At 30.7% G+C, this 23056-nt stretch carries 38 protein-coding genes; 37 read left to right on the plus strand and 1 reads right to left on the minus strand.

Going from position 1 to position 23056, the window contains the following annotated elements; all coding sequences use genetic code 11:
- The first annotated feature begins 55 nt into the window (after positions 1 to 55).
- The 10 genes from QIA21_RS02940 (at position 56) to QIA21_RS02985 (ending at position 8155) form a co-directional block, all read left to right on the plus strand.
- Positions 56 to 583 carry a hypothetical protein gene (locus QIA21_RS02940; RefSeq protein ID WP_091972181.1) on the plus strand — a complete coding sequence of 176 codons (528 nt, stop codon included), beginning with the start codon at positions 56 to 58 and terminating at the stop codon, positions 581 to 583.
- Positions 580 to 1263, plus strand: a complete 684-nt coding sequence (locus QIA21_RS02945; protein WP_301393073.1) for an LptA/OstA family protein — start codon at positions 580 to 582, stop codon at positions 1261 to 1263. Before QIA21_RS02940 ends, QIA21_RS02945 begins: the two co-directional genes overlap by 4 nt.
- Entirely contained in the window at positions 1253 to 2044 is a 792-nt protein-coding gene (gene lptB, locus QIA21_RS02950) for an LPS export ABC transporter ATP-binding protein (RefSeq protein ID WP_091972177.1), read from the plus strand. Before QIA21_RS02945 ends, lptB begins: the two co-directional genes overlap by 11 nt.
- Complete coding sequence (gene pgeF / locus QIA21_RS02955; protein WP_301393074.1) at positions 2041 to 2730, plus strand: peptidoglycan editing factor PgeF; 690 nt, start codon at positions 2041 to 2043, stop codon at positions 2728 to 2730. Before lptB ends, pgeF begins: the two co-directional genes overlap by 4 nt.
- 1 nt (position 2731) lies before the next feature.
- Positions 2732 to 3478 carry a Nif3-like dinuclear metal center hexameric protein gene (locus QIA21_RS02960; protein ID WP_301393075.1) on the plus strand — a complete coding sequence of 249 codons (747 nt, stop codon included), beginning with the start codon at positions 2732 to 2734 and terminating at the stop codon, positions 3476 to 3478.
- Positions 3479 to 3488: 10 nt separating this feature from the next.
- Positions 3489 to 3995 carry a signal peptidase II gene (gene lspA, locus QIA21_RS02965; protein ID WP_091972171.1) on the plus strand — a complete coding sequence of 169 codons (507 nt, stop codon included), beginning with the start codon at positions 3489 to 3491 and terminating at the stop codon, positions 3993 to 3995.
- A gap of 51 nt (positions 3996 to 4046) precedes the next feature.
- Entirely contained in the window at positions 4047 to 4226 is a 180-nt protein-coding gene (locus QIA21_RS02970) for a hypothetical protein (RefSeq protein WP_363323798.1), read from the plus strand.
- Between the two features lie 13 nt (positions 4227 to 4239).
- Positions 4240 to 5061, plus strand: a complete 822-nt coding sequence (locus QIA21_RS02975; protein ID WP_301393077.1) for a TIGR00282 family metallophosphoesterase — start codon at positions 4240 to 4242, stop codon at positions 5059 to 5061.
- A gap of 101 nt (positions 5062 to 5162) precedes the next feature.
- Positions 5163 to 6446, plus strand: coding sequence for a UDP-N-acetylglucosamine 1-carboxyvinyltransferase (murA, locus tag QIA21_RS02980; protein ID WP_301393078.1), 1284 nt, complete (start codon positions 5163 to 5165; stop codon positions 6444 to 6446).
- Between the two features lie 344 nt (positions 6447 to 6790).
- Positions 6791 to 8155 carry an MATE family efflux transporter gene (locus QIA21_RS02985; RefSeq protein ID WP_091972166.1) on the plus strand — a complete coding sequence of 455 codons (1365 nt, stop codon included), beginning with the start codon at positions 6791 to 6793 and terminating at the stop codon, positions 8153 to 8155.
- 195 nt (positions 8156 to 8350) lie between these two features.
- Here the strand turns inward: QIA21_RS02985 and QIA21_RS02990 are convergent, their stop codons facing one another.
- Complete coding sequence (locus QIA21_RS02990; protein ID WP_301393079.1) at positions 8351 to 8740, minus strand: hypothetical protein; 390 nt, start codon at positions 8738 to 8740, stop codon at positions 8351 to 8353.
- 487 nt (positions 8741 to 9227) lie between these two features.
- Between QIA21_RS02990 and tuf the strand changes: the two genes are divergently transcribed.
- From tuf to QIA21_RS03125, 27 genes are read left to right on the plus strand one after another with little or no spacing between them, the layout of a single operon-like run.
- A complete protein-coding gene (tuf, locus tag QIA21_RS02995; protein ID WP_301393080.1) occupies positions 9228 to 10412 on the plus strand; it encodes an elongation factor Tu in 1185 nt (394 codons plus the stop codon).
- Between the two features lie 51 nt (positions 10413 to 10463).
- Complete coding sequence (rpsJ, locus tag QIA21_RS03000; RefSeq protein ID WP_091972160.1) at positions 10464 to 10775, plus strand: 30S ribosomal protein S10; 312 nt, start codon at positions 10464 to 10466, stop codon at positions 10773 to 10775.
- A 35-nt stretch (positions 10776 to 10810) separates the two neighbouring features.
- Positions 10811 to 11431 carry a 50S ribosomal protein L3 gene (gene rplC, locus QIA21_RS03005; RefSeq protein WP_301393082.1) on the plus strand — a complete coding sequence of 207 codons (621 nt, stop codon included), beginning with the start codon at positions 10811 to 10813 and terminating at the stop codon, positions 11429 to 11431.
- A gap of 9 nt (positions 11432 to 11440) precedes the next feature.
- Positions 11441 to 12070, plus strand: coding sequence for a 50S ribosomal protein L4 (gene rplD, locus QIA21_RS03010; RefSeq protein ID WP_091972156.1), 630 nt, complete (start codon positions 11441 to 11443; stop codon positions 12068 to 12070).
- Between the two features lie 22 nt (positions 12071 to 12092).
- Positions 12093 to 12389: a 50S ribosomal protein L23 gene (gene rplW, locus QIA21_RS03015; RefSeq protein ID WP_091972154.1), complete on the plus strand. Its 297-nt coding sequence runs from the start codon at positions 12093 to 12095 to the stop codon at positions 12387 to 12389.
- 21 nt (positions 12390 to 12410) lie between these two features.
- Positions 12411 to 13244, plus strand: coding sequence for a 50S ribosomal protein L2 (gene rplB / locus QIA21_RS03020; protein ID WP_091972152.1), 834 nt, complete (start codon positions 12411 to 12413; stop codon positions 13242 to 13244).
- Between the two features lie 9 nt (positions 13245 to 13253).
- Complete coding sequence (gene rpsS, locus QIA21_RS03025) at positions 13254 to 13532, plus strand: 30S ribosomal protein S19 (protein ID WP_002557073.1); 279 nt, start codon at positions 13254 to 13256, stop codon at positions 13530 to 13532.
- A 7-nt stretch (positions 13533 to 13539) separates the two neighbouring features.
- Positions 13540 to 13902, plus strand: a complete 363-nt coding sequence (gene rplV / locus QIA21_RS03030; protein WP_091972150.1) for a 50S ribosomal protein L22 — start codon at positions 13540 to 13542, stop codon at positions 13900 to 13902.
- 3 nt (positions 13903 to 13905) lie between these two features.
- Positions 13906 to 14784, plus strand: a complete 879-nt coding sequence (gene rpsC / locus QIA21_RS03035; RefSeq protein WP_301393083.1) for a 30S ribosomal protein S3 — start codon at positions 13906 to 13908, stop codon at positions 14782 to 14784.
- 4 nt (positions 14785 to 14788) lie between these two features.
- Positions 14789 to 15205: a 50S ribosomal protein L16 gene (gene rplP / locus QIA21_RS03040; protein WP_091972145.1), complete on the plus strand. Its 417-nt coding sequence runs from the start codon at positions 14789 to 14791 to the stop codon at positions 15203 to 15205.
- A 2-nt stretch (positions 15206 to 15207) separates the two neighbouring features.
- On the plus strand, positions 15208 to 15408 hold the full coding sequence (gene rpmC / locus QIA21_RS03045; protein WP_002557077.1) for a 50S ribosomal protein L29: 201 nt from the start codon (positions 15208 to 15210) through the stop codon (positions 15406 to 15408).
- Between the two features lie 2 nt (positions 15409 to 15410).
- Positions 15411 to 15665 carry a 30S ribosomal protein S17 gene (rpsQ, locus tag QIA21_RS03050; RefSeq protein WP_301393084.1) on the plus strand — a complete coding sequence of 85 codons (255 nt, stop codon included), beginning with the start codon at positions 15411 to 15413 and terminating at the stop codon, positions 15663 to 15665.
- A 27-nt stretch (positions 15666 to 15692) separates the two neighbouring features.
- Positions 15693 to 16061 (plus strand): 50S ribosomal protein L14, encoded by a 369-nt coding sequence (gene rplN, locus QIA21_RS03055; protein ID WP_091972141.1) that lies wholly within the window; start codon positions 15693 to 15695, stop codon positions 16059 to 16061.
- A gap of 14 nt (positions 16062 to 16075) precedes the next feature.
- A complete protein-coding gene (rplX, locus tag QIA21_RS03060; RefSeq protein WP_091972139.1) occupies positions 16076 to 16381 on the plus strand; it encodes a 50S ribosomal protein L24 in 306 nt (101 codons plus the stop codon).
- Positions 16382 to 16386: 5 nt separating this feature from the next.
- Positions 16387 to 16935: a 50S ribosomal protein L5 gene (rplE, locus tag QIA21_RS03065; RefSeq protein ID WP_301393085.1), complete on the plus strand. Its 549-nt coding sequence runs from the start codon at positions 16387 to 16389 to the stop codon at positions 16933 to 16935.
- A gap of 17 nt (positions 16936 to 16952) precedes the next feature.
- On the plus strand, positions 16953 to 17138 hold the full coding sequence (locus tag QIA21_RS03070; RefSeq protein WP_091972133.1) for a type Z 30S ribosomal protein S14: 186 nt from the start codon (positions 16953 to 16955) through the stop codon (positions 17136 to 17138).
- A gap of 9 nt (positions 17139 to 17147) precedes the next feature.
- A complete protein-coding gene (gene rpsH, locus QIA21_RS03075; protein ID WP_091972131.1) occupies positions 17148 to 17546 on the plus strand; it encodes a 30S ribosomal protein S8 in 399 nt (132 codons plus the stop codon).
- Between the two features lie 16 nt (positions 17547 to 17562).
- Positions 17563 to 18105, plus strand: a complete 543-nt coding sequence (rplF, locus tag QIA21_RS03080) for a 50S ribosomal protein L6 (protein WP_091972129.1) — start codon at positions 17563 to 17565, stop codon at positions 18103 to 18105.
- A gap of 17 nt (positions 18106 to 18122) precedes the next feature.
- Positions 18123 to 18482 carry a 50S ribosomal protein L18 gene (gene rplR / locus QIA21_RS03085; protein WP_091972127.1) on the plus strand — a complete coding sequence of 120 codons (360 nt, stop codon included), beginning with the start codon at positions 18123 to 18125 and terminating at the stop codon, positions 18480 to 18482.
- A gap of 12 nt (positions 18483 to 18494) precedes the next feature.
- Positions 18495 to 18992: a 30S ribosomal protein S5 gene (gene rpsE / locus QIA21_RS03090; protein WP_091972125.1), complete on the plus strand. Its 498-nt coding sequence runs from the start codon at positions 18495 to 18497 to the stop codon at positions 18990 to 18992.
- 3 nt (positions 18993 to 18995) lie between these two features.
- Positions 18996 to 19307 carry a 50S ribosomal protein L30 gene (gene rpmD / locus QIA21_RS03095; RefSeq protein WP_091972124.1) on the plus strand — a complete coding sequence of 104 codons (312 nt, stop codon included), beginning with the start codon at positions 18996 to 18998 and terminating at the stop codon, positions 19305 to 19307.
- Complete coding sequence (rplO, locus tag QIA21_RS03100; protein ID WP_301393087.1) at positions 19300 to 19737, plus strand: 50S ribosomal protein L15; 438 nt, start codon at positions 19300 to 19302, stop codon at positions 19735 to 19737. Before rpmD ends, rplO begins: the two co-directional genes overlap by 8 nt.
- 12 nt (positions 19738 to 19749) lie before the next feature.
- Entirely contained in the window at positions 19750 to 21054 is a 1305-nt protein-coding gene (gene secY / locus QIA21_RS03105; protein ID WP_200780477.1) for a preprotein translocase subunit SecY, read from the plus strand.
- A gap of 12 nt (positions 21055 to 21066) precedes the next feature.
- Positions 21067 to 21180: a 50S ribosomal protein L36 gene (gene rpmJ / locus QIA21_RS03110; RefSeq protein ID WP_004790059.1), complete on the plus strand. Its 114-nt coding sequence runs from the start codon at positions 21067 to 21069 to the stop codon at positions 21178 to 21180.
- A 21-nt stretch (positions 21181 to 21201) separates the two neighbouring features.
- A complete protein-coding gene (rpsM, locus tag QIA21_RS03115) occupies positions 21202 to 21579 on the plus strand; it encodes a 30S ribosomal protein S13 (protein ID WP_301393089.1) in 378 nt (125 codons plus the stop codon).
- Positions 21580 to 21607: 28 nt separating this feature from the next.
- Complete coding sequence (gene rpsK, locus QIA21_RS03120; RefSeq protein ID WP_301393090.1) at positions 21608 to 22000, plus strand: 30S ribosomal protein S11; 393 nt, start codon at positions 21608 to 21610, stop codon at positions 21998 to 22000.
- Positions 22001 to 22015: 15 nt separating this feature from the next.
- Entirely contained in the window at positions 22016 to 23050 is a 1035-nt protein-coding gene (locus QIA21_RS03125; RefSeq protein ID WP_091972116.1) for a DNA-directed RNA polymerase subunit alpha, read from the plus strand.
- Positions 23051 to 23056: the final 6 nt, after the last annotated feature.

Genomic DNA, 23056 nt, shown 5'->3' on the forward strand with positions numbered 1-23056 from the left:
TGCTTAATAGATTGTCAATTGAAATAGAGAATTTCTAATCTTGTGGAAAATATTTATGAAAATACTTAGGCTTTATTCGTTATTTTTGTTTTTTGCTTGTACTTTTGATTATGATGAATATTCTAATAGGTCTGATGTGGCTAAAAAGTTTCCTTCAATAGAAATATTAGGAATCAAGTATTATGATGTTGTATACAATAAAGAACAAACTGTTTTAGAGTCTTTAAGTTTTAGTTATTTTAATGACTATAAAATTTATAAGGCAGAAAATGGAAGATTTTTATATTATTCTCTAGATAATGAAATTTCAGGGAAGTTTAATAATTTAGAAGGTTCTTATATTACAAAGGATTTGGATATGAGAGATTCTGTAGAATTTAAAATAGAGGATAAAAATAATTATTATTTGCTTAATTCAAATAGGCTTTTATGGAAGGAGAAAGACAAGAAGTTGCAATCCCCACCAAATGAGCTAGTATTAATTAGGTTTAATGATAGCAAAATAAAAGGAAAAGGATTTTCTTATTTTTTAAAGAGCAATGTTTTTTATTTTGATTCTGGGGTTGAAGGAATCATGAATTGAGGGATTTAATTTTAATATGGATTTTTATTATTTTTATTAGTAATATTCAAGCAGCACAAAGAGAATCTAGGCCTGAGTCTGAAAAAATTAAGGAAAATGAAGAAAGAGGTGCTAATTTTACCTTTAAGTCAGATTTTGCACAAGGAATAGTGTCTTCTTTTTATAGGAAAATTGTTTTAAAAGGGAATTCAGAGGTTATTTCGTTAGATTTTAAACTAAGAGCAGATGAAATTGAAATTTATGGAGAAAATGGTTCATATCTTGAGGCTCGAGGCAATGTTTTTTATGAGGATTATAAAAATAAGATGCATGTTAAGGCCCAGTTTTTGTTTTTTAATAGAAAATTGGATAATTTTTATCTTCAAAAAGGGGTTGAGCTTGAAGACTTGGAAAACAGTATGCTCATTAAAGCAGAAAGAGTTGAAGGCAGTAATAAAGCGAATGTTTATATTATGCAATATTCTGTTAAAATATATAAAGACGATACTTTCGCAAGAGCTGAGAGTGGGACTTATAATAAAGAAGAAAAAGAAATAATTCTTGAGGGAGTTCCAGTGATTTATCAGAAAGATAATCATTATTCTGCTTCTAGGATAATTTTTAATACAAATACTAATAGGTATAAACTTGAGGGAGATGTTGAGGGAGAGTTTACTCAAGTTGAAAATGATGTTTCTTAAGAAAAAAAATAAAATAAAAGAGATTAAGGAAAGTCTTAACCTTAATTCTGTTAATAATGTTGTCTTAAGAGCAGATAACATTATTAAAAAGTATGGTGAGAAATTTGCTGTTAATGGCATTTCGATTGACATTCATAAAGGTGAGGTTGTAGGACTTTTAGGTCCAAATGGAGCTGGTAAAACAACAACATTTTATACGATTGTAGGCTTTATTAGGCCTAATGCGGGCAAGGTTTTAATAAATAATTATAACATTTCATTTCTTAATATGTATGAGCGCGCACGGATAGGAATTGTGTATCTACCCCAAGATGCTTCAATTTTTAGGGAACTTACAGTTGAAGAGAATATTATGGTTGCTTTAGAGAGAAGAGAAGATCTATCTAAGGCTGAGCGTAAGATAGAACTTGTGAATTTACTTAAAGAATTTGAGATAAAAAGAATACAAAGCCAAAAAGCTTATACCCTTTCTGGTGGAGAGAGAAGACGGGCAGAGATAGCAAGAGCTTTGGCCGTAAATCCTTATTTTTTGCTCTTAGACGAACCTTTTGCCGGTATTGATCCTATTGCGATCGGAGACATAAAGAATATAATAAAAATTTTAAAAGAAAGAAGCATTGGAGTTCTTATTACTGACCATAATGTAAGGGATGCTTTTGATATAATCGATAGAGCTTATATTGTCTATCAGGGGCAAGTACTTGATGAGGGTGATGTTGATTATATAATAAGCAGTGAAAAGGCCAAAAAGCTTTATTTGGGAGAAGAATTTAGATTATGAAAACAATAGATCATGAACTTTATTATGAATTTAGGGTAGCTGATGATGTTAGAATGATTTATACTAAAAAACCTTTTAATCTAAATTTAAAAGAACTTAGTAATGATAATTTCAACTTTGTTCCTAAGTCAAAGAAAATAAAATATTTAAAGCAATTGCACACAGATATTATTTATAAAGTTGAGGATGATTTTGTAAATTTTCAAGAAGGAGATGGTCTTATAACCAGCTCTTTAGATGTAGCTCTTGTTACTTACTTTGCGGATTGTCTTCCAGTATACTTTTATGATTCAGTGAAAAAAATTATAGGACTTGTTCACAGTGGATATAAAGGAAGTTTTAAATTGATTATTTTAAAAATGTTGTTTTTGTTTGAAAAAATGGGATCATCTTTTGAAGATTTGAAAATTGTTTTTGGACCCCATAACAGATCTTGTTGCTATGAGGTTTCTGAAGCTTTCTTGGAAGGAGTAAGTAATAAATTTAGCAAAAGTTTATTAAATACCGCTTTTTCTGTAAAAGATGATAAAATGTACTTTGATAATGCTAGTTTTAATTTAAATTTGCTTTCTAGTTTTAATTTAAATATTTATAATTCAAAACTTTGTACGTATTGTTTGAAAAATCTTTATTCTTATAGAAGATTAAAAGAAGGTCAAAGTTATGCTTTAATTTGGAGAATTTAATTTGAATGTGAGAGATTTGTCTTTTAAACTGGATTTAATTTTTGATATAAAGAAGTATGAACATTTTGATAAAAATTTAAATGGTCTTCAAGTAGGTAATCTTAATGCCAAGGCTAACAAGATTGCTTTTGCGGTTGACGCTAGCTATTCAACTTTAAAGGAAGCAAGGGGAAATGATTTTTTAATTACTCATCACGGTATTTTTTGGTCAAAAAAAGAGCGCATTGTTTCTAATATGTATGATAAAATGAAATTCTTGATTGAAAATAATTTAGCTCTTTATTCAGTGCACTTACCTATGGACGCTCATTCTGTTTATTCCCACAGTAAGGTATTCTCAGATTTTTTAGGATTAAAAAATCCTTTTGCTTTTGCAAATTATGGAGGGTTTAATCTAGGAGTTATTGCTGATTCTGATTTTGATTTTTCTGAAATTTTAGAAAAAATTAAAAAGGAAAATAAGCATATTCTTTTTTCGAAAAAGTTTAAAGAATCGGTGAATAAGGTTGCGATTGTTAGTGGTTCTGGATACTCTTTTTTTGAAGAGGCTTTATATCATGGTGTAGATTTGTTTATAACCGGAGATACTTCTCATCAAATATATTCTTTAGCAGAAGAATGTGGTGTGAGTTTGATTTTTGCAGGTCATTATTTTACTGAAACTTTTGGCTTAATTAAATTAATGGAAGATTTCAAAATTCAAGAAGATTTAGAGGTTAAATTTATCTATAGAAATACTAATTTATAAGGATTTTTGTATGAGCGCTAAAAGTAAGCAATATTTCAATATTTTTGTATTTATTATTAGTTTGATTTTTTTTGATCAACTTTCTAAGTATTTGGTTGTGAAGTATGTCAAATTGGGTTCAATATATTTTTCCTTTTTTGAGAATTTTTTTAGAATAATACATGTAAGAAATACAGGCATTTTATTTTCTATAGGTTCTAATATCCATTATAGTTTGAAAAAATTTTTTTTTCTTGCAGTACCCATTTTAATTTTAATATTTGTTTTTTATCTCTCTTTGAAAGAGAAAAATTGTGTTGTCAGGATTTCACTTTTATTAATTTTTTCAGGGGGAGTGGGAAATGTTATTGATAGATTGTTTAGACCTTCTGGAGTTGTAGATTTTTTGGATTTCAAATTTTATGGAATTTTTGGACTTGATAGATGGCCTACTTTTAATCTTGCAGATAGCTATGTTGTTATAGGAATGATTTTATTTTTGGTTTATGATTTTTTTTATAAAAAGAAAAGCGTTTAATACATGAAGATTTTGGGTTTTATTTTATGTATGTTAATGAACTTATCTTTAATGCTTTTAGTTTTTTTTTTAGAGTTTCTTTTGGTTGTTAGGTTTAATATTATCGTAAAGCCTTATTTGCAATTTATATTGATTTTAATGATGATTGTTTTTGCTGTTTTGGTGGGGTATTTTGTGTCAATTTTTATTGTAAGAAGTTTTCTCATTAAGTTGTTTGAACTAGATCAATAAAAAGAGAGGCTTTGTGTCTTTAAGGGTTTTAATTTCTGGAGAGGTTGTTGGTAAAGCTGGAATTATTGCAATAAAATCTTTTTTATCATCCTTTAGGATTAGAAATAGAATTGATTTTGTAATATCTGGCAATAATTTTACTACTGGTTTAAGAGGACTTGGCAAGAAGCATGCCTTTTTATTGAAGAAGTATGGAGTTGATGTTTTAACCTTAGGTGAAAATGCTTTTGCAAGATCCGATTTGTCCGATGATCTTGATAAATATAATTTTATTTTAAAGCCTTTAAATTGTCCTTCAAAATTAAAAGGATATTCTTATTTTATTTATAATGTTAATGGTAAAAAATTGGCTGTGATGAGAATTGTAGGTCAAACAGGAGTAACTAAGTATAAATTTAATCATCCTTTTTATAGTTTTGATTTTTTTTATAAAAGAATCAAAATGCAAACAAACAATATTATTGTTCTTTTTGATTCAAATACTACTGCTGAAGTTAATGCTTTGTTTTTTTATCTAAAATCAAGGGTTAGTGCCTGTCTTGGAATCGGGAAAAGGATTTTAACAGCTGATTTGAGAATTTTAGATAATACTGCTGTTATAACTGATTTAGGCAGGGTTGGAAGTTTGGACAGCGTTATTGGATATGATCCTAATTTAGAGATAGATAAATTTTTGAAAGGATTTTTAAATCAGAAATTTAATGAATCTTGGGAAGGGATTGGCTTTAACGGTGTTTTAATTGATATCGATGAGGATGGGCATTCTTTTTCTGTAGAGGCTGTTAGAGAATATATAGATTATAAATCAAGTTTAAAAGATGTGGATATTTTTTAATATTTATTTTTTTCAGATATTTTTTTAAGTTTAATTGATCTTATCTGTATGATTTATTTTTATTGGTTTTCTTATGTATAGTATGTATAGGAGGATGGATTATGGATAGTTATATTGTAGAAGGTGGTTTTAAGATAGGTGGTCAAATTACAGCTAGCGGTAATAAAAATTCTGCTTTACCTTGTATTTTAGCCGCTTTGCTTACCGATGAAGATGTTATTTTAGAAAATATCCCTAATATTAATGATGTGAAAGTTGTTTTGGATATTTTAAGTGATATAGGAGCAGAGATCGTAAGAAAGGGAAATGCTTTAAAAATAAAAGTTTTAAATATTGTAAAAACAGAAATTGATTCTTCTCTTACGGATTTAATTAGAGCTTCCATACTTTTATTAGGACCTTTTGTTTCTAGATTTGGAGAAATAGATATGGCGCTTCCAGGAGGAGATGTGATTGGAAAGAGGCGGCTTGATACTCATTTTTACGGTCTTTGTAAGCTGGGGGCTAAGTTAAGTAAAAAAGATGGAAGGATCGTTTTAAAGGCCAATAAGCTTGTTGGAGTTGAAATGTTTTTAGATGAAGCTTCTGTTACAGCTACAGAAAATATCATTATGGCTGCAGTTCTTGCCGAAGGAAATACTGTTATTATGAATGCTGCTTGTGAGCCACATGTTCAAGATTTGTGTAATATGCTAAATTCAATGGGCGCTAATATTTTGGGAATTGGTTCAAATGTTTTAGAAATAAAGGGTGTAAAAAAATTAAGTGGAACCGTATTTAGAATAGGAGCCGATTTCATGCAAGTTGGTTCTTTGATTAGTCTTGCTGCATTAACAGGGGGTGAGTTGGAAATTAAAAAAGCGGATCCTCAGCACTTCAGGTTAATTAGGCATATATATTCAAGACTTGGTATTAATTTTGAATATGATAGGGACAATGTATATGTAAAAGATAAACAAGAATTAAAAGTTAAGCTAGATTTTGGTGGGCACATTCCAAAAATTGATGATGGTCCATGGCCAGCCTTTCCAACAGACCTTATGAGTATTATTATAGTTACTGCAACTCAAGTAGAAGGCACAGTCCTTGTTTTTGAGAAGATGTTTGAATCCAGGATGTTTTTTGTAGATAAGTTAATAAAAATGGGGGCTAGAATTGTACTCTGTGATCCACACCGTGTAGTAGTTACGGGTAAATCTCCTCTTAAGGGCAATGTTTTATCTTCTCCGGATGTACGGGCAGGAATGTCTCTTCTTATTGCTGCTTTTGTTGCTGAAGGTCGCAGTGAGATTCAAAATGTTTATCAAATTGAAAGAGGATACGAAGATGTAGTTAACAAACTAATTAATTTAGGGGCAAAAATCAAGAAAGTTAAAAGTCAATAGTTTGACATTAGATTGAGAAAAATTTACAAAGGTAGTTCTGATTTTTAATTTTTGTCTTTATAATATTAATTATTATTCTAAATGAGTGTTTATTGTCCAGCTTTAATTGCGTGAATGGTTTTAATTTTTCTGGTTTTGGATATGATTTTTTTGGTGTAGAGGGTTAATAGACTTTATTTGTATCTTGACTATTGTAGCGCATAACATGTCAATTGCTAATTTTTTGACGTTGCATATTAGTTTTTAATTTTTTAAATTAAAAACTAAATACTTTTTTATTATTAATTGATAAATTTGAGTTTAGATTTTTTATAAAAAAATATTTTAGATAAGGATAGAATTTTATGTCTACAGATAAGAGTAAGACTAGAGAGTTAATATTGAATGGCAATTTATACAAAGTTCTTTTTTTAATAAGTTTTCCTATTGTTATAACTAATATTATTCAAGCTTTTTATGATCTTACTGATATGTTCTATGTTGGTAAGCTTGGAGCTATGCCTTTGTCAGCGCTTTCACTTGCTGGTCCTGTAAATTTTTTTATTATGGCTATTGCTATGGGCATGTCTACAGGAAGCATTTCTTTGATTTCAAAATGTATAGGAGAGGGAAATTTTTCTCGTTTTTCAAGGTATGCAGGGCAACTTATTGTTTTAAACTTTGTTTTATCTTTATTTGTGGCTATTTGTGCTTTTTTTTTTATTGAGCATCTTTTAGATTTATTGGGTGTAAAAGGTGAGCTTAAAGAACTTTCAAGGGCTTATTTTTATGTGACAATTTTTGGAATACCTATTATGTTTTTAAGCATTTCAATTACATATATTTTAAATGCCCAAGGAGAAACTATCCTTTCTATGACAATAGTTTTATTTGCCAATATTGTTAATTTTATTCTTGATCCAATTTTAATATTTAGTTTTAATATGGGTATTACTGGGGCTGCTTGGGCTACTTTATTTTCAAAATTGCTAACCGTTGCTTTTTATTTATTTTTGACTTACAGACTGAACCGTGGATTAAAAATTTATCCGAAGGATTTAGCGCTAGATATAAGATCTATTAAAGAAATTGTTAATTTAGGATTACCTTCAACTTTTGGGCAAATAATGGTTTCGTTGTCTTTTTTTATTTTCAATTATATTGTTATTGAGATTAGTCCCAAATTTCTAGCAGCGTATGGACTTACAAATACTATTATTTCTTTTTTATTTCTTCCTGCTATGGGAATTGGTACTGGAATTATTTCAATTGTTGGTCAAAATCTTGGTGCTAAGAAAATCAATAGAGTGGGAGAAGTTTTGAAAAAAGGATTTTTTATTTCTTTAGTCATTTTATTAATAATAAATTCGATTGTTATTATTAATAAACAGTTTATACTAAAGTTGTTTACAAATGATTTAGAAGTTTTAAATTATGCTAATAATTATTTATTGTTAACAACTATTGGTACTTTTGGATATGGCTTGCAACAGGTATTTTTTGCAGGGCTTATTGGGTCTGGTAGGACAAAAATCGCAATGATTATTATTTTTATTAGATTATGGCTTATTCGTCTTCCAGTAGTTTTTATTTTTCAGTATTTTGGCATAATTGAAAATTCTTTAGGTTATGCTTTTATAATTTCAAATTATTTAGCAGTTATAATTTTAGTTATTTTTACTTGCAATCGTTATTGGACTAAACCCATCTTAATTAAAAAATACAAATAGCAATTAAGATTTATTTATATTTGTTAAAAGGAAATGATTGATTTTGTTTTTAACAAATCAATGTTTTTAGTCTTTAAAATAGCTTTTAGGTTATTTTTTTTAATCTATTTTTGAGTGTAATATTTTTACTTGAAATAAAGTTTATTTTAAGCTTTATTAATTTTAATAATTTTGGTTTTAAATTGCTCTTCTTTGTTATTGTTTTTCAAAAATATATAATATGTTTTTTCTTTTAGTATTGATTTTAGTTTTCAAATAAAAAGTTTTTGTTTCAAATCCATTAAGTTTTTCTTTGATTAATTCACCTGTTTTGCTTCCTTCTTTAAAAATTGCTAATGAATTTGCATTTATATTTTCTTTACTTTTGTTTTTAAGAGTGATTATTAGATTATTTTTGCTGTCAGACTTGTAGTCCACTATTTCTACTTTTTTATTAGTTTTTATAGTGCTAATAAGATAGGTAATTTCTTTTGCATGTTCTTTTGATTTTATTGTGCTTGTTTTAATGCAAGACGTAAAAACAATTGAAATGCTAGAAATTGTAAGTATTGGTAGTAATTTAAGCTCAAATTTTTGAGTTTTCATTGTTTTTATTATATTTTTTTATTGGGTTAGTGTTAACCTTTTTTATAAAATAAAGATGTTTGATTAATTTTCAATGACGGCTGGATTCAAAAACTATTTATTACTGTTTTTAATTTCATGTTTTTAAGAGTATTAATTGAACATTTCTTATTTTAAGTAGATGTTTTTAAAACTTATTTTTTATTATTTTGTGTTTTTTTAGTTAATATGAAGTTCATGTTGATTCTTAATGCTATTATATGCGTGATTAATTGAGTTTAAAAGTTTAAGCATATTGACTATATTTTATAAAATGTTTAAACTTTTAAAGCTATTAAAGTTTTTTAGAAAAACACGCAGTGCGGGTCAATTTCTAAAAATTGATTTTTTATTTTTTTGATTATTTGTAGCTATTTTCTTATTTTGATAAGAATAAATTTGTTAAAATTTTAAAAGAGATTAAATGCAAGTAGCTATTTAGAATGTGAGGAGATTTAGGAGGTTAATCATGGCAAAAGAAGTTTTTCAAAGAACAAAACCGCACATGAATGTTGGAACAATAGGTCATGTTGATCATGGTAAAACAACATTAACAGCGGCCATTAGTATTTATTGTTCAAAATTAAATAAAGATGCAAAAGCATTAAAGTATGAAGATATTGATAATGCACCCGAAGAGAAAGCAAGAGGAATAACAATTAATGCTAGGCATATTGAGTACGAAACAGCTAATAGACATTATGCTCATGTGGATTGTCCAGGCCATGCTGATTATATAAAAAATATGATTACAGGAGCAGCTCAAATGGATGCAGCGATACTTTTAGTTGCTGCTGATAGTGGTGCTGAGCCCCAAACAAAAGAGCATTTGCTTCTTGCTCAAAGAATGGGAATAAAAAAAATAATAGTTTTTTTAAATAAATTAGACTTGGCAGATCCTGAACTTGTTGAACTTGTCGAAGTTGAAGTTTTAGAGCTTGTTGAAAAATATGGTTTTTCATCTAATACTCCAATAATCAAGGGTTCGGCTTTTGGGGCTATGTCAAATCCAGAAGATCCTGAATCTACAAAATGTGTTAAAGAGCTTCTTGAATCTATGGATAATTATTTTGATCTTCCAGAAAGAGATATTGACAAGCCATTCTTGCTTGCTGTTGAAGATGTATTTTCTATTTCAGGAAGAGGCACCGTTGCTACTGGGCGTATTGAAAGAGGCATTATTAAGGTTGGTCAAGAAGTTGAAATAGTTGGTATTAAAGAAACTAGAAAAACCACTGTTACTGGTGTTGAAATGTTCCAGAAAATTCTTGAGCAAGGTCAAGCAGGGGATAATGTTGGTCTTCTTTTGAGAGGAGTTGATAAAAAAGATATTGAAAGAGGGCAAGTTTTGTCAGCTCCAGGTACAATTACTCCGCACAAGAAGTTTAAAGCTTCAATTTATTGTTTGACTAAAGAAGAAGGCGGTAGGCATAAGCCATTTTTCCCAGGATATAGACCACAATTCTTTTTTAGAACAACTGATGTTACTGGCGTTGTTGCTTTAGAGGGCAAAGAAATGGTTATGCCAGGTGATAATGTTGATATTATTGTTGAGCTGATCTCTTCAATAGCTATGGATAAAAATGTAGAATTTGCTGTTCGAGAAGGTGGGAGAACTGTTGCTTCAGGAAGAATTCTTGAGATATTGGAATAGTTTAAGGCTTTGGGGATATATTTAATACTCTCTAAAGTTTAGGAGAATAAATTGATTGCTAAAGATAAGATACGCGTAAGATTATTTAGTTTTGATGTTAAAATATTAGATCAGAGTGCCGAGTCTATTGTTAAGGCTGTTCATAAGGCTAAGGCCCAGATTAAGGGTCCAATCCCTTTGCCGACAAAAATAAAAAAGTATACTGTTTTACGTTCTCCTCATGTTAATAAAAAATCAAGAGAGCAATTTGAGATGAGAACTCATAAAAGGCTTATTGATATCTTAGAGCCCACTTCTGCGTTAATGGATTCTTTAATGAAATTAGAGCTTCCAGCAGGTGTTGAAGTAGATATTAAACAGTAAATGATATTTTAAGTATATGAATTTGAGGTGTTTTAATGTTGGGATTGATTGGAAAAAAAGTTGGCATGACTCAGATATTTCAGAAAAATGGCATTGTGGTTCCTGTTACTGTTATAGAGTTTCAGCCCAATTATATTATAGGGAAGAAAACAGTTGATAGAGATGGTTATAGCGCTCTTGTAGCAGGTTCTGTTGATCTTAAGGGTTCTAAAGTTTCAAGACCTATAAGAGGTCAGTATAAAAATTTAAAAGATATTGAGCCTAAAAAATATGTAATAGAGCTTAAGGGGGTTGAGGGGTATGAAGCTGGTGATGAGATTAAGGTCGATGTTTTTAAGTCAGTTAAGTGTGTAGATGTTACAGGTACCACTAAAGGTAAAGGTTTTCAAGGGGCTATGAAAAGGTATAATTTTAGTGGTGGGCCATCTTCTCATGGATCAAAATTCCATAGACATCTTGGTGGAACAGGACAAGCTACTACTCCCGCAAGAACATTTAAAGGGACCAAAATGGCTGGTAGAATGGGTGGAAATCAACAAACTATTCAAAATCTTGAAGTTGTTTTAATTGATGAAGAAAAGAGAGCTATCCTAGTAAAAGGAGCTGTACCCGGGGCTAAAGGTTCTTTTGTTGTCGTTAAGAAATCTAAAAAGTAGGTATTTAGTATGGAAAGAAAAGTTTTTTCTAAAGATGGGAAAGAGATTGGGACTATAAATTTGGATGATAGAGTTTTTAATATAGAAATTAGTCATGGTTCTATTTACAATGCTATAAAAAATGAGTTGTCTAATATTAGGGTTGGAACATCTTCAACTAAAACCAGATCAGAGGTCAGGGGTAGTTCTAAAAAGCCTTGGAAGCAAAAAGGAACCGGTAGGGCTAGAGTGGGTACAAAGCGAAATCCAGTTTGGATTGGCGGAGGCATAGCATTAGGGCCAAAGCCTAGAGATTATAGCTACAGATTGCCTAAAAAGGTAAAAAGACTTGCATTTAAGTCTGTATTGAGTTTGCGTGCTGCTGATGAAAATAGTTTTAAAGTTATTGAAAATTTTAATATTGAATCAGGAAAAACAAAAGATCTTGCTTTAATAATAAAAAATTTTGCAAGTTTTAATGGCAAGGTAGTTATTCTTTTGGGCAACGATGATCAGATGATTAAAAGGGCTGGCAAAAATATAAGAGATTTGAAGATTTTGTCTTTTAATAAACTTAGAGTTGTTGATTTGTTTTATGCTAAGAATTTAATAGCTCTGGAATCTGCTGTTAACAAGCTCAATGAGTTTTACGTTAAATAAAAAAAAGATGTTGAGGATAAGTATGAAAGCTTATGATATAATAGTTTCACCTATGCTTACTGAAAAAACCAATACTCAAAGGGAAAATATTAATGTTTATGTTTTTAAGGTTAATAAGAGAGCAAATAAAAAAGAGGTTGGTGCAGCAATAAAAGAACTTTTCAATGTTACTCCAGTGTCGTGTAATTTGCTTAATATTAAAAGTAAAGCCAAGGTTGTGGTGTCTCGAAGAGGATATCCTATAGGTAAAGGGAAAACTTCTTCATGGAAGAAGGCATATGTTTATCTTAAAAAGGAAGATAAAATAGATATTTTTTAGTGGTTTTGGAGAAAAATAAATATGGGTATTAAGACTTATAAGCCAAAAACTTCTTCTTTGCGCTATAAGACGACTTTATCTTTTGATGATTTGAGCAAAGGTAATGATCCTTTGAAATCTTTAACAAAAGGTAAAAAATTTAAATCGGGCAGAGATTCTTCTGGTAGGATTAGTATTAGAAGAAGAGGTGGTGGACATAAGAGAAGATATAGGTTAATTGATTTTAATCGAAGAGATAAATTTAGCATTCCTGCTCGAGTTGCTTCTATTGAATACGATCCTAATAGAAGTGCTAACATAGCGTTGCTTGTTTATAAAGATGGAGAAAAAAGATATATCATTTCTCCTAAAGGCATTAAGGTTGGAGATGTTTTGGAAAGTGGTCCGAATGCCCCAATTAAAATTGGCAATGCCTTGCCCCTTGAAAATATTCCTATTGGAAGAACTGTTCACAATATTGAACTTAATGTAGGAAAGGGTGGACAGCTTGTAAGAAGTGCTGGGGGATATGCTATGATACTTGCTTCTGATGGAAATTATGTCACTGTAAAATTGTCGTCTGGTGAGATGAGATTAATTTTTAAAAAATGTATTGCAACAATTGGTGAAATTGGAAATGAAGATTATGTAAATGTTTCTATAGGTAAAGCTGGCAAAAGTAGGTGGCTTGGCAGAAGACCTAAGGTTAGAGGTGTTGCTATGAATCCTGTTGATCATCCGCATGGTGGTGGTGAAGGAAAAACTTCTGGAGGTCGTCATCCCGTGTCTCCTTGGGGACAACCTACTAAAGGTTATAAAACTCGTAAGAAAAAGAGATATTCAGATAAATTTATTATTAAAAAAAGAAATAAGTAGGAGAATATAGTGGCAAGATCTATTAAAAAAGGACCTTTTATAGAAAAGAGTCTTTATCAAAAAGTTTTATCGTCTTTTGGAAGTGAAAAAAGGGTTGTTATTAAAACCTATTCCAGATCTTCAACAATAATTCCTGAAATGGTAAGTCTTACTATATCTGTATACAATGGGAAGACTTTTATACCTATTTATATTACTGAGGATCTTGTGGGGCATAAGCTTGGTGAGTTTTCACCTACAAGGATTTTTAGAGGACATGCCAAGTCAGATAAAAAGGGAAGGAAGTAAAGTAGCTATGTTATTAGATAGAAGATATACAGCAAAGGGCAAAAATTTACCCTCTTCTCCAAAAAAGGTTAGGCCAATAGCTGACAATATACGGGGAAAGTCTTATCTTAAAGCTATTGCAGTGCTTTGTTCTATGCCTAACAAAGGAGCTAAGCTTTTAGAAAAAGTTGTTAAATCAGCAGCATCAAATGCGATGTATCACAATAAAAATCTTTCCGAGGACATGATATTTGTTAAAATAGTTATGGTTGATGATGGACGTCGTCGTAAAAAGATTTGGCCTAGAGCTAGAGGTAGAGCTGATAGGCTTGTTAATAGAAATTGCCATATTTTTGTTGAAGTTGACGAAAAAAAAGGTATTAAAGGATAAAGCATGGGCCAAAAAGTACATCCATATAGCTTAAGGTTGAAAATTAATAAGGATTGGAAATCAAAGTGGTATTTTGATAAAAAATTGTATTCTACAATTCTTCATGAAGACTTTTTAATAAGACTAGAAATTATGAAGTTTCTTAAAGGGATCAAATTTGATATTTCTGATATAGAAATAATTAGAAATAATCCTCAAAAAGTAACAGTAGTAATTGTTACTCCAAGACCTGGCTCTGTAATAGGGCTTAAAGGTTCTAACCTTGAAAAGATTGGTCAATTGTTGACTAAAAAAATTTCTAAAAAGATTAGTATTAAAATTAAAGAGGTTAAAAGACCGGAGCTTGATGCTAAAATTATTGCTAATGGGATCGCAAAACAAATAGAAAATAGAGTGTCTTATAGGAAAGTTCTAAAATCGTCTCTTTCTACTTCTATGTTAAAAGGTGCTCAAGGGCTAAAAATTAAAATTGCTGGTAGACTTGGTGGGGCTGAGATTGCAAGAAGCTTTGAAGTTAAAGAAGGTCGGGTCCCTTTGCATACTCTTAGAGCTAATATAGATTATGGGTTTTCTGAAGCTCAAACTACTTATGGCATTATTGGAGTTAAAGTTTGGTTGTTCAAAGGTGAAGTTTTAGGTAGACAAACCAATTCTGATGCTGGTCAGGTAATAAATAAAAAACCTTTTAGGGAAAGAGGTGGGACTGTTAAAAATTTTGATAAAATTTTAAATAATAGAGAGAAGGCCACTAATGAAAAACAAATTAGAACTTTAGATAAAAAAGATGGATTGTCTAAAGACGAAGTAGGTCTTTTAAATAAATTTAATTCGTCTTTCTCTAAAGAAAGGGTAGATTCTAATGATCAGAATATTGGAGGATGATTAGATGTTAAGTCCAAAAAAGGTTAAATATAGAAAAAAGCAAAGGGGAAGATTATCTGGAGAGGCTCAAAAGGGTAATAAAATTTCTTTTGGTGAATATGGACTTGTTTCTTTGGAAACAAATTTTATTACTGCTCGACAAATTGAATCTGCTCGTATAGCAATGACTCGTAAAATAAAAAGAGGCGGGAGAGTTTGGATAAGAATATTTCCCGATATTCCTTATACCAAAAAACCGGCTGAAACTAGAATGGGTAAGGGCAAAGGGGGTGTTGATCATTGGAATGCTCCTGTTAAGCTTGGCACTGTTATGTTTGAAATGGCCGGAGTTGTGGAAGAGCTTGCTCAAGAGGCTATGTCACTTGCTAGTTCTAAGCTTCCAGTAAAAACCATGTTTGTTGTAAGGCGAGATTTGAGGTAATTATGTTAAAAAATTTTAAGAATTTTACTCTTGAGGATATGAAGGCTAAAAGGCTAGAATTAAAGAAGGAGTATTTAGATTTAAGATTCAAATCTGTTGTTGGTCATGTTGAAAATCCTTTAAAGAAAAGAGAGATTAGACGTGATATTGCAAGACTTAATACAATGATTTGTGAATATGAATTAGGTATTAGAAAGGTTTAAATATGGCAAGAGAGAATAAAAAAGAATTAATTGGTAAAGTTGTTAGTGACAAAATGTCTAAGACTATAGTAGTAGAAATCGTTCAGAGAAAGATGCATCCAATCTATCGTAAGTATTTAAAGGTTAGTAAGAAAGTTAAGGCGCATGATGACAAAGAAGTTTCAAAGGTTGGTGATAAGGTAAGAATTATTGAGGTTCGACCTATTAGTAAGGATAAAAGATGGTCTCTTGTTGAGGTTTTAGAAAAATTAAAATAGCTTTTATTTTTCTAAAGGAGGTTGATTATGATTCAGATGCAAACTTATTTAACAATTGCTGATAATACTGGTGGCAAGGTTGCTCAATGTATTAAGGTTCTTGGCGGTAGTAAAAGGCGTTATGCCAAAATTGGGGATATAATAACCATTGTAGTAAAACAAGCAATTCCTAATTCTTCTGTTAAAAAAGGAGATGTTTGTAAGGCTGTAATTGTTAGAACTTCTAAAGAAATAAGACGTAAGAATGGAACTTATGTTAGGTTTGATGATAATGCTTGTGTGATACTTGATGCTAATTTGAGCCCTAGGGGTAAAAGGGTATTTGGTCCTGTTGCAAGAGAACTTAGGGATGCTAATTTTATGAAGGTAGTATCATTGGCTTCAGAGGTGATATAGCAAAAGGGGGTTTCGTGAAGACAAAGTTGAAGATAGGTGATAGCGTAAAAATTCTTTCTGGAAAAGATAGGGGAAGAATAGGCAAGATTGCTAGTATAAATAGAAAAAAAAATAAAGTTATTGTTGAGTCTTGTAATATGGTTAAAAAAGTTATCAAAGCTAGGACACCCCAAGAAAAAGGTAAAATAATAGATAAGGAGGCCGCTATAGATATTTCAAATGTGATGATATTTATCAAAGGAACTTCTTCAAGGTTAGGTATTAGATTTGAAAATAATGAAAAAATAAGATATCTTAAAAAAAATGGGCAGAGGATATAGAGTTTATGAATTATGTTCCTGAATTGAAGAAATATTATAAAGACATTGTCATAAAAGAGCTTGTTAAGGAATTTGAATATAAATCTATAATGCAAGTTCCCAAGCTTGAAAAAATAGTAATTTCCACAGGTGTTGGTGAAGCTATCAAGAATAAGAAGTTGTTAGATTCTGCAGCTTTGGAGCTTGCTCAGATAACCGGTCAGAAAGCTGTAAAGACAAAAGCAAAAAAAGCAATAGCGGGGTTTAAAATTAGACAAGGTCAAGAAATAGGCGCTAAAGTTACGCTTAGAGGCAATTTAATGTATGAATTTTTATATAAGCTTATTCATTTGGCATTACCAAGGGTTAAGGATTTTAGGGGAATCAAAGGGGATGCTTTTGATGGTAATGGGAATTATTCTTTTGGTATAACAGAGCAAATAATATTTTCCGAGATAGATTATGATAAAATAGAGAGAATATCTGGTTTGAATGTTACAATTGTGACAACAGCTTCAAATGATAAAGAAAGCAAGGCTTTGCTTTTGAAATTTGGAATGCCATTTAATAATTAAAGGGATTTATAAGGTATATGGCTAAAAAATCAATGATTATCAGGGCTTTAAGGAAGCCTAAGTATAAAACAAGACGGAATAATAGATGTAAATTGTGTGGTCGTCCAAGAGGATATTTGAGAGATTTTTGTATGTGTCGAATATGTTTTAGGAAGTATGCGTCTGAAGGATTAATTCCTGGCGTTTCAAAATCAAGTTGGTAAGGGGATTTTATGGCGATTACTCATTCGGTAGGAGATATGCTAACTAAATTGAGGAATGCAAGTAGAGTTAAGCATGGATCTGTAGATTTAAAGATGTCTAATATGAATAAGTCAATATTAAACATTCTTAAAGAAGAGGGCTATATTAAGGATTTTAATTTTTTAGAAAAAGAAGGAATTGCTTTTATTAGGGTTTTGTTAAAGTATGACAATAAAAGAAATCCTGTTATAAACAAAATAGATGCCATTTCTACTCCTGGTAGAAAAATTTATTCTTCATATAAAAATATGCCAAGAATAAAGAATGGATATGGAATATTAATTGTATCTTCTTCTCAAGGTGTTATTACCGGCAAGAAAGCTAAAGATGAAAAAATAGGTGGTGAGTTGATTTGCTCAGTTTGGTAGTTTAATAGGGGGATATATGTCACGTATTGGAAGACTTCCAATAAAGATTCCAGATGCTGTTAAGATTGATGTTAAAGGCAATTTAGTAATAGTTGAAGGTATTAGGGGAAGATTAGTTCAAAATGTAAAAGACAGTGTTAATGTTAAAGTTGAGAATGACAGTATTATTATTGATCGGGTTTTTAATGATAAAAAAGCAAAAGCTTACCATGGTCTTTACAGAAGTTTGATTTTTAATATGGTAAAAGGAGTAACTGAAGGATTTTCCAAATCTCTTACTATAAATGGCATAGGGTATAGGGTAGAACAACAAGGTAATAGCCTTTTTTTAAGTCTTGGTTATTCAACCCAATTTGAATATGTTATTCCAGATGGTATTACTGTAAAGCTTGACGGTAATACTAAAATTTCTGTTGAAGGAATAGACAAGTTTAAAGTTGGTCAAGTTGCTGCTGAGATTAGAAGTTTAAAAAAACCAGAGCCATATAAAGGAAAGGGTATTAAGTATGATAATGAAGTTATTAGAAGAAAAGTTGGAAAATCTGGTGTAAAAAAATAAATTTTGGGTTAATAATTATGAAAAAAATAAAAGAAGCAGAGCAGAGAAAGCTTAGGCGTAAAAAAAGAATAAAGGACAAAATAGGGCGTGGGGTAGCTAGTAGGCCACGAATTACTGTATTTAAATCTAATAGGTATTTTTATGTGCAAGTTATAGATGATAGTAAGGGACATACTGTTGCAAGTATTTCTACTATTGAAAAAAGTCTTAATTTAAGTAAAAATATTGATGATGTAAAAAAACTTGGAGAAGTTCTCGCCAAAAGGCTTAAGGAGAAAAGTATAAATAATCTTGTTTTTGACAGAAATGGTTATAGGTATCATGGACTTATTGCAAGTTTTGCAACTTCTTTGAGAGAGTTTGGTATTAATATTTAAGGGAGTGTATTTATGGTAGATGTTCAGGCTCAGAGAAAGCAGATAGAAAAATTAATATCACTCAACAGAGTTACTAAGGTTGTTAAGGGTGGGAGAAGATTTTCTTTTGCTGCTTTCATGGTTGTTGGAGATGGAGAAGGGCATGTTGGTTGGGGCTTTGGTAAAGCCAATGATGCTAGTGATGCAATAAAAAAAAGTTTAACAAGTGCCAGGAAGAATTTGAAATTTGTTCCTATTCGAAAAGGAACATTACCGCATGAGGTTATTGGTTGTTTTAAAAAAGCTAAAGTTTTAATCAAGCCAGCTACCCACGGTACTGGTGTTATTGCAGGGGGCCCTGTTCGTGCTGTGATGGAGGCTTTAGGGGTTCATGATATTTTGAGTAAATCTCTTGGTTCTAATAATTCTATGAATGTAGTAAAAGCAACTTTTAAGGCATTTGATTTAGTTTTGGATGGTGAAAAAGTAGCAGAGATGCGAGGAAAAACTTTGAAAACTTTATGGGGTTAGTATATGATTAAAAGGAAATTAAGGTTACAACTAAAGAAATCTAGGTTTAATGCTTCAAGGTCCAGGTCTAAAAATAAGTGTTTTATTAAAAGAATGGAAAAGAATAGGGAAATTATTTCTAAAAATAATATTAATGTGCAAGTTTTTCTTGTAAGAAGTCTTATTGGAAAATTAAATAAAAAGGTCAAAGTTTTAAAAGCATTGGGTTTGAATAAAATAGGCGATAAAAAGGTACATTTTTTAAATAAATCTATTAAAGGCATGCTTAACGAGACTATTAATATGATTTTATTAAGCGAGGTAAGTAATGTTTAACTTATTAAGGCCTAAGGGGGCGAATAAGCGACGTAAGATTGTTGGCAGAGGTCCAGGTTCAGGGCTTGGTAAGACTTCTGGGAGAGGGCAAAAGGGTCAAAAAGCAAGAAATACTTCGCCAAGACTTGGATTTGAAGGTGGGCAGACTCCTCTTTATAGAAGATTGCCGAGGAGAGGTTTCTCTAATAATAATTATAAATTAGAATATGCAATTGTTAATCTTGGAGATATAGATAAAAAATTTAAGGATGGACAGGTGGTCAACTATGATAGTCTGCTTGAAAATAAACTTATAAGAAAGAAAAATAAAAAAATTAAGATTTTGTCTAATGGCGAGCTTACAAAAAAAGTTTCCTTGGAGGTTTCTAAAATTTCTAAATCGGCCGAAAGCCTTGCAATAAAGATTGGTTGTTCTATTAAATTAGTTTAAAGTGGAATAAAAATGAAAGAATTGTTTTTAAGTTTATTTACTGTTAAGGATTTGAGAAGTAAGTTTTTGTTTACTTTATTTATTCTTTTCCTTTTTAGAGTTGGTTCTTACTTGCCGATACCAGGAATAGATTCTGTAGCGCTTAAAAGTTATTTCAAGTCACAATCGGATTTTTCAATTGCTAATTATTTTGATTTTTTTTCAGGCGGAGCTTTTAGTAATTTTTCTATATTTATGCTTAGTATAGGGCCTTACATTTCAGCATCTATTATTGTTCAACTTCTTGTTTATTCTTTTCCTTCTTTGAAAAAAATGCAAGAAGGTGATGGTGGGAGACAAAAGACTAAAAAATATACTAAGTATTTAACAATAGTTGCAGCTGTAGTTCAAGGATATGCAACAAGTCTTTATGCTAAGAGTATTCCGGGTGCCGTTACTATTTCTTTTTATAGATATATATTTATTGCTATTTTAACAGTTACTACGGGAACATTTATTCTTTTGTGGTTTGGAGAGCAGATTAATCAAAGAGGTGTGGGCAATGGAACATCTTTGATAATTTTTTCTGGTATAGTGGTTAGACTTCAAGCAGCTTTGTTTAATTTATTCCAAAGTATGCAAGATCCTTCCCAAAATGTTAATCCTGTTTTTGTGATTCTTGTTATAAGTATATTTATTTTAGTTGTTATCTTAATTATATATGAATATAAAGCTCAAATGCGAATTGCTATTCATTACGCTAGGGCAAATTCTAATAGTACGGTTAGTTCATATTTGCCAATCAAGTTGAATCCATCGGGCGTTTTGCCTGTTATTTTTGCCTCTGTTTTAATTACTTTGCCCTTACAAATTTTAAGTGGTTTTGCGGAAACTTCTTCTATAGCTAGGCAAATTTTATCTTATTTAAGACCTAACGGGTTTTATTATACTTTTTTGAATGTAATTTTGATAATCGGATTTACGTATTTTTACTCTAAGATTCAGCTAAGTCCTAAAGATATAAGTAATAACATTCGCAAGAATGGGGGTGCTATTCCTGGAATAAAGTCTGATGAGATGGAAAAGTATTTAGATGAAATTATGAATAAAACTTTATTTTCAGGATCTATTTTTTTGTCAATTATTGCAATTATTCCATTTTTAGTGCAAAATATTTTTAGATTCCCGCATGATGTTTCTAGGATAATGGGGGGGTCTTCTTTACTTATTATGGTAGGAGTTGCGCTTGATACATTAATTCATATTGATGCTTATTTGAAAACTCAAGGATTTTCTCATAGAAGTAAAAAGAATTATGCATTTTTGCAAAAAATTTAGGAGTGTTTGACTATGAAAGTTAGGGCAAGTGTGAAGCCAATTTGTGAAAAATGTAAAGTTATAAAAAGAAAAGGTGTATTAAGAATTATTTGTGATAATTTAAAGCACAAGCAAAGGCAAAAGTAAAAATTAGAGGGAATAAAATAGATGGCTAGAATATCGGGAATAGATTTACCAGGTAGTAAACAATTAAAAATAGCGCTTACTTCTATTTATGGCATAGGTAGAACAAGAGCTTTGGAAGTTTGTAATAAGTCAAGTATTTCTCCAAGTAAAATTGCTAAAGATTTAGATAATGATGAGGTTAATCGACTTAGGAAGGTTATTGAGAGTGATTATGTTGTAGAGGGAAAGCTTAGAAGTGAGGTTGCTATGTCTATTAAAAGACTTATGGATATAGCATGTTATAGGGGCGTTAGACATAGAAAAGGCTTACCTTTAAGGGGGCAGAGAACTAAAACAAATGCAAGAACTAGAAAAGGGAAAAGAAAGACTGTAGCTAATAAAAAAATAGCTAGCAAATAAAATTAGTTTTTAAGATTTGGAGGGCAAGTTGAACGCAAAGTTATCAACTAATAGTAAAAAAAAAATTAAAAGAAATATCGGAGAAGGAAACGTTTATATACAAGCTACTTTTAATAATACCATAGTTACTGTATCTGATATAAAGGGAAATGCTTTAGCTTGGGCAAGTGCTGGTGGTATGGGTTTTAAAGGAGCTAAAAAGTCGACCCCATATGCTGCTCAAGTGACAGCAGAATCTGCTTTAAATAAAGTGAGAGATTTTGGAATTAATTATGTTCATGTGTATATAAAAGGGCCAGGTATTGGCAGAGAATCTGCAATAAGAGCTATTGGTTCAACAGGGATGACTGTAAAATCAATTTCAGATATTACCCCCATTCCTCATAATGGATGCAGACCTAAGAAAACCAGACGAGTTTAGCTGGAAGGAGTTATGATGCCTTTAGAAAAATTTTTGAAAGATTTCACTATACCTGAGAGAATTGAATTTTTGAAAAGCCAAGATGATGGATCTTATGGTAAATTTACAATATATCCTTTTGAAAGAGGTTTTGGGGTTACTATAGGGAATACTTTAAGACGTGTTTTACTTTCTTCTATTGAAGGGTATGCGATTACTGCTATGAGAGTTCAATCTAATAATAAAGACTCTTCGTCAAAAGTTGTTTCAAGTGAATTTGATTTGATCCCCGGAGTTTCTGAAGATACTCTTGAGGTCATTGCTAATATTAAAAATATTCATTTGAAACTTGGAGAAGGAGAGCAAAGGAAGACAATAAGCTTCAGTGTTAGTGGCAAAGATACTAATGTTTTGAAAGCTTCTCATTTTGAAAGAGATGGGGTCGAGGTTTTTAATAAAGATTTAGTTATAGCCACTTTATCACATGATGTGAGTTTAGATCTTGAATTTCAAATTAATTATGGTAGAGGTTATGTGTCTTCTGAGCAAAATTCCAAGTATTTAGAAGAAGTTAATGTTATTGCTTTAGATTCTATATTTTCGCCTATAGAGAAAGTATCATATTCTGTAGAAGATACTAGAGTTGGGCAAAGGTCAGATTATGATAAGCTTGTGATGGAAATTTGGACTACAGGGGTGATTTCTGCCAAAGATGCAATAAAAAAGGCCGCATCAATAGTAAGAGAGTTTTTATTTCCTCTTGTAGATTTTGAAGATAATGTTAATATATCTTTTGAGAAATCAAAATCAGAAAGTTCTAATTTACTTGATATGGGTATTGAGAAATTGGATTTGTCAGTTAGATCTTTAAATTGTTTAGCCAAAGAAAATGTTAGAACTTTAGGGGAACTTATTAGTAAAAATGCAGAAGAGCTTTCTAAAGCGAGAAATTTTGGAAAAAAAAGTTTAGAAGAGATCATTGAAAAACTTGGTTCTTACCAATTGTTTTTAGGAATGTCCAAAGAGGATGCTTTATCTGTATTGAGTAAGAATGTTAAAATATCTGAATAAAGGAGA

This window comes from Borreliella japonica (genome assembly GCF_030438115.2).
Taxonomy (GTDB): Bacteria; Spirochaetota; Spirochaetia; order Borreliales; family Borreliaceae; genus Borreliella; species Borreliella japonica.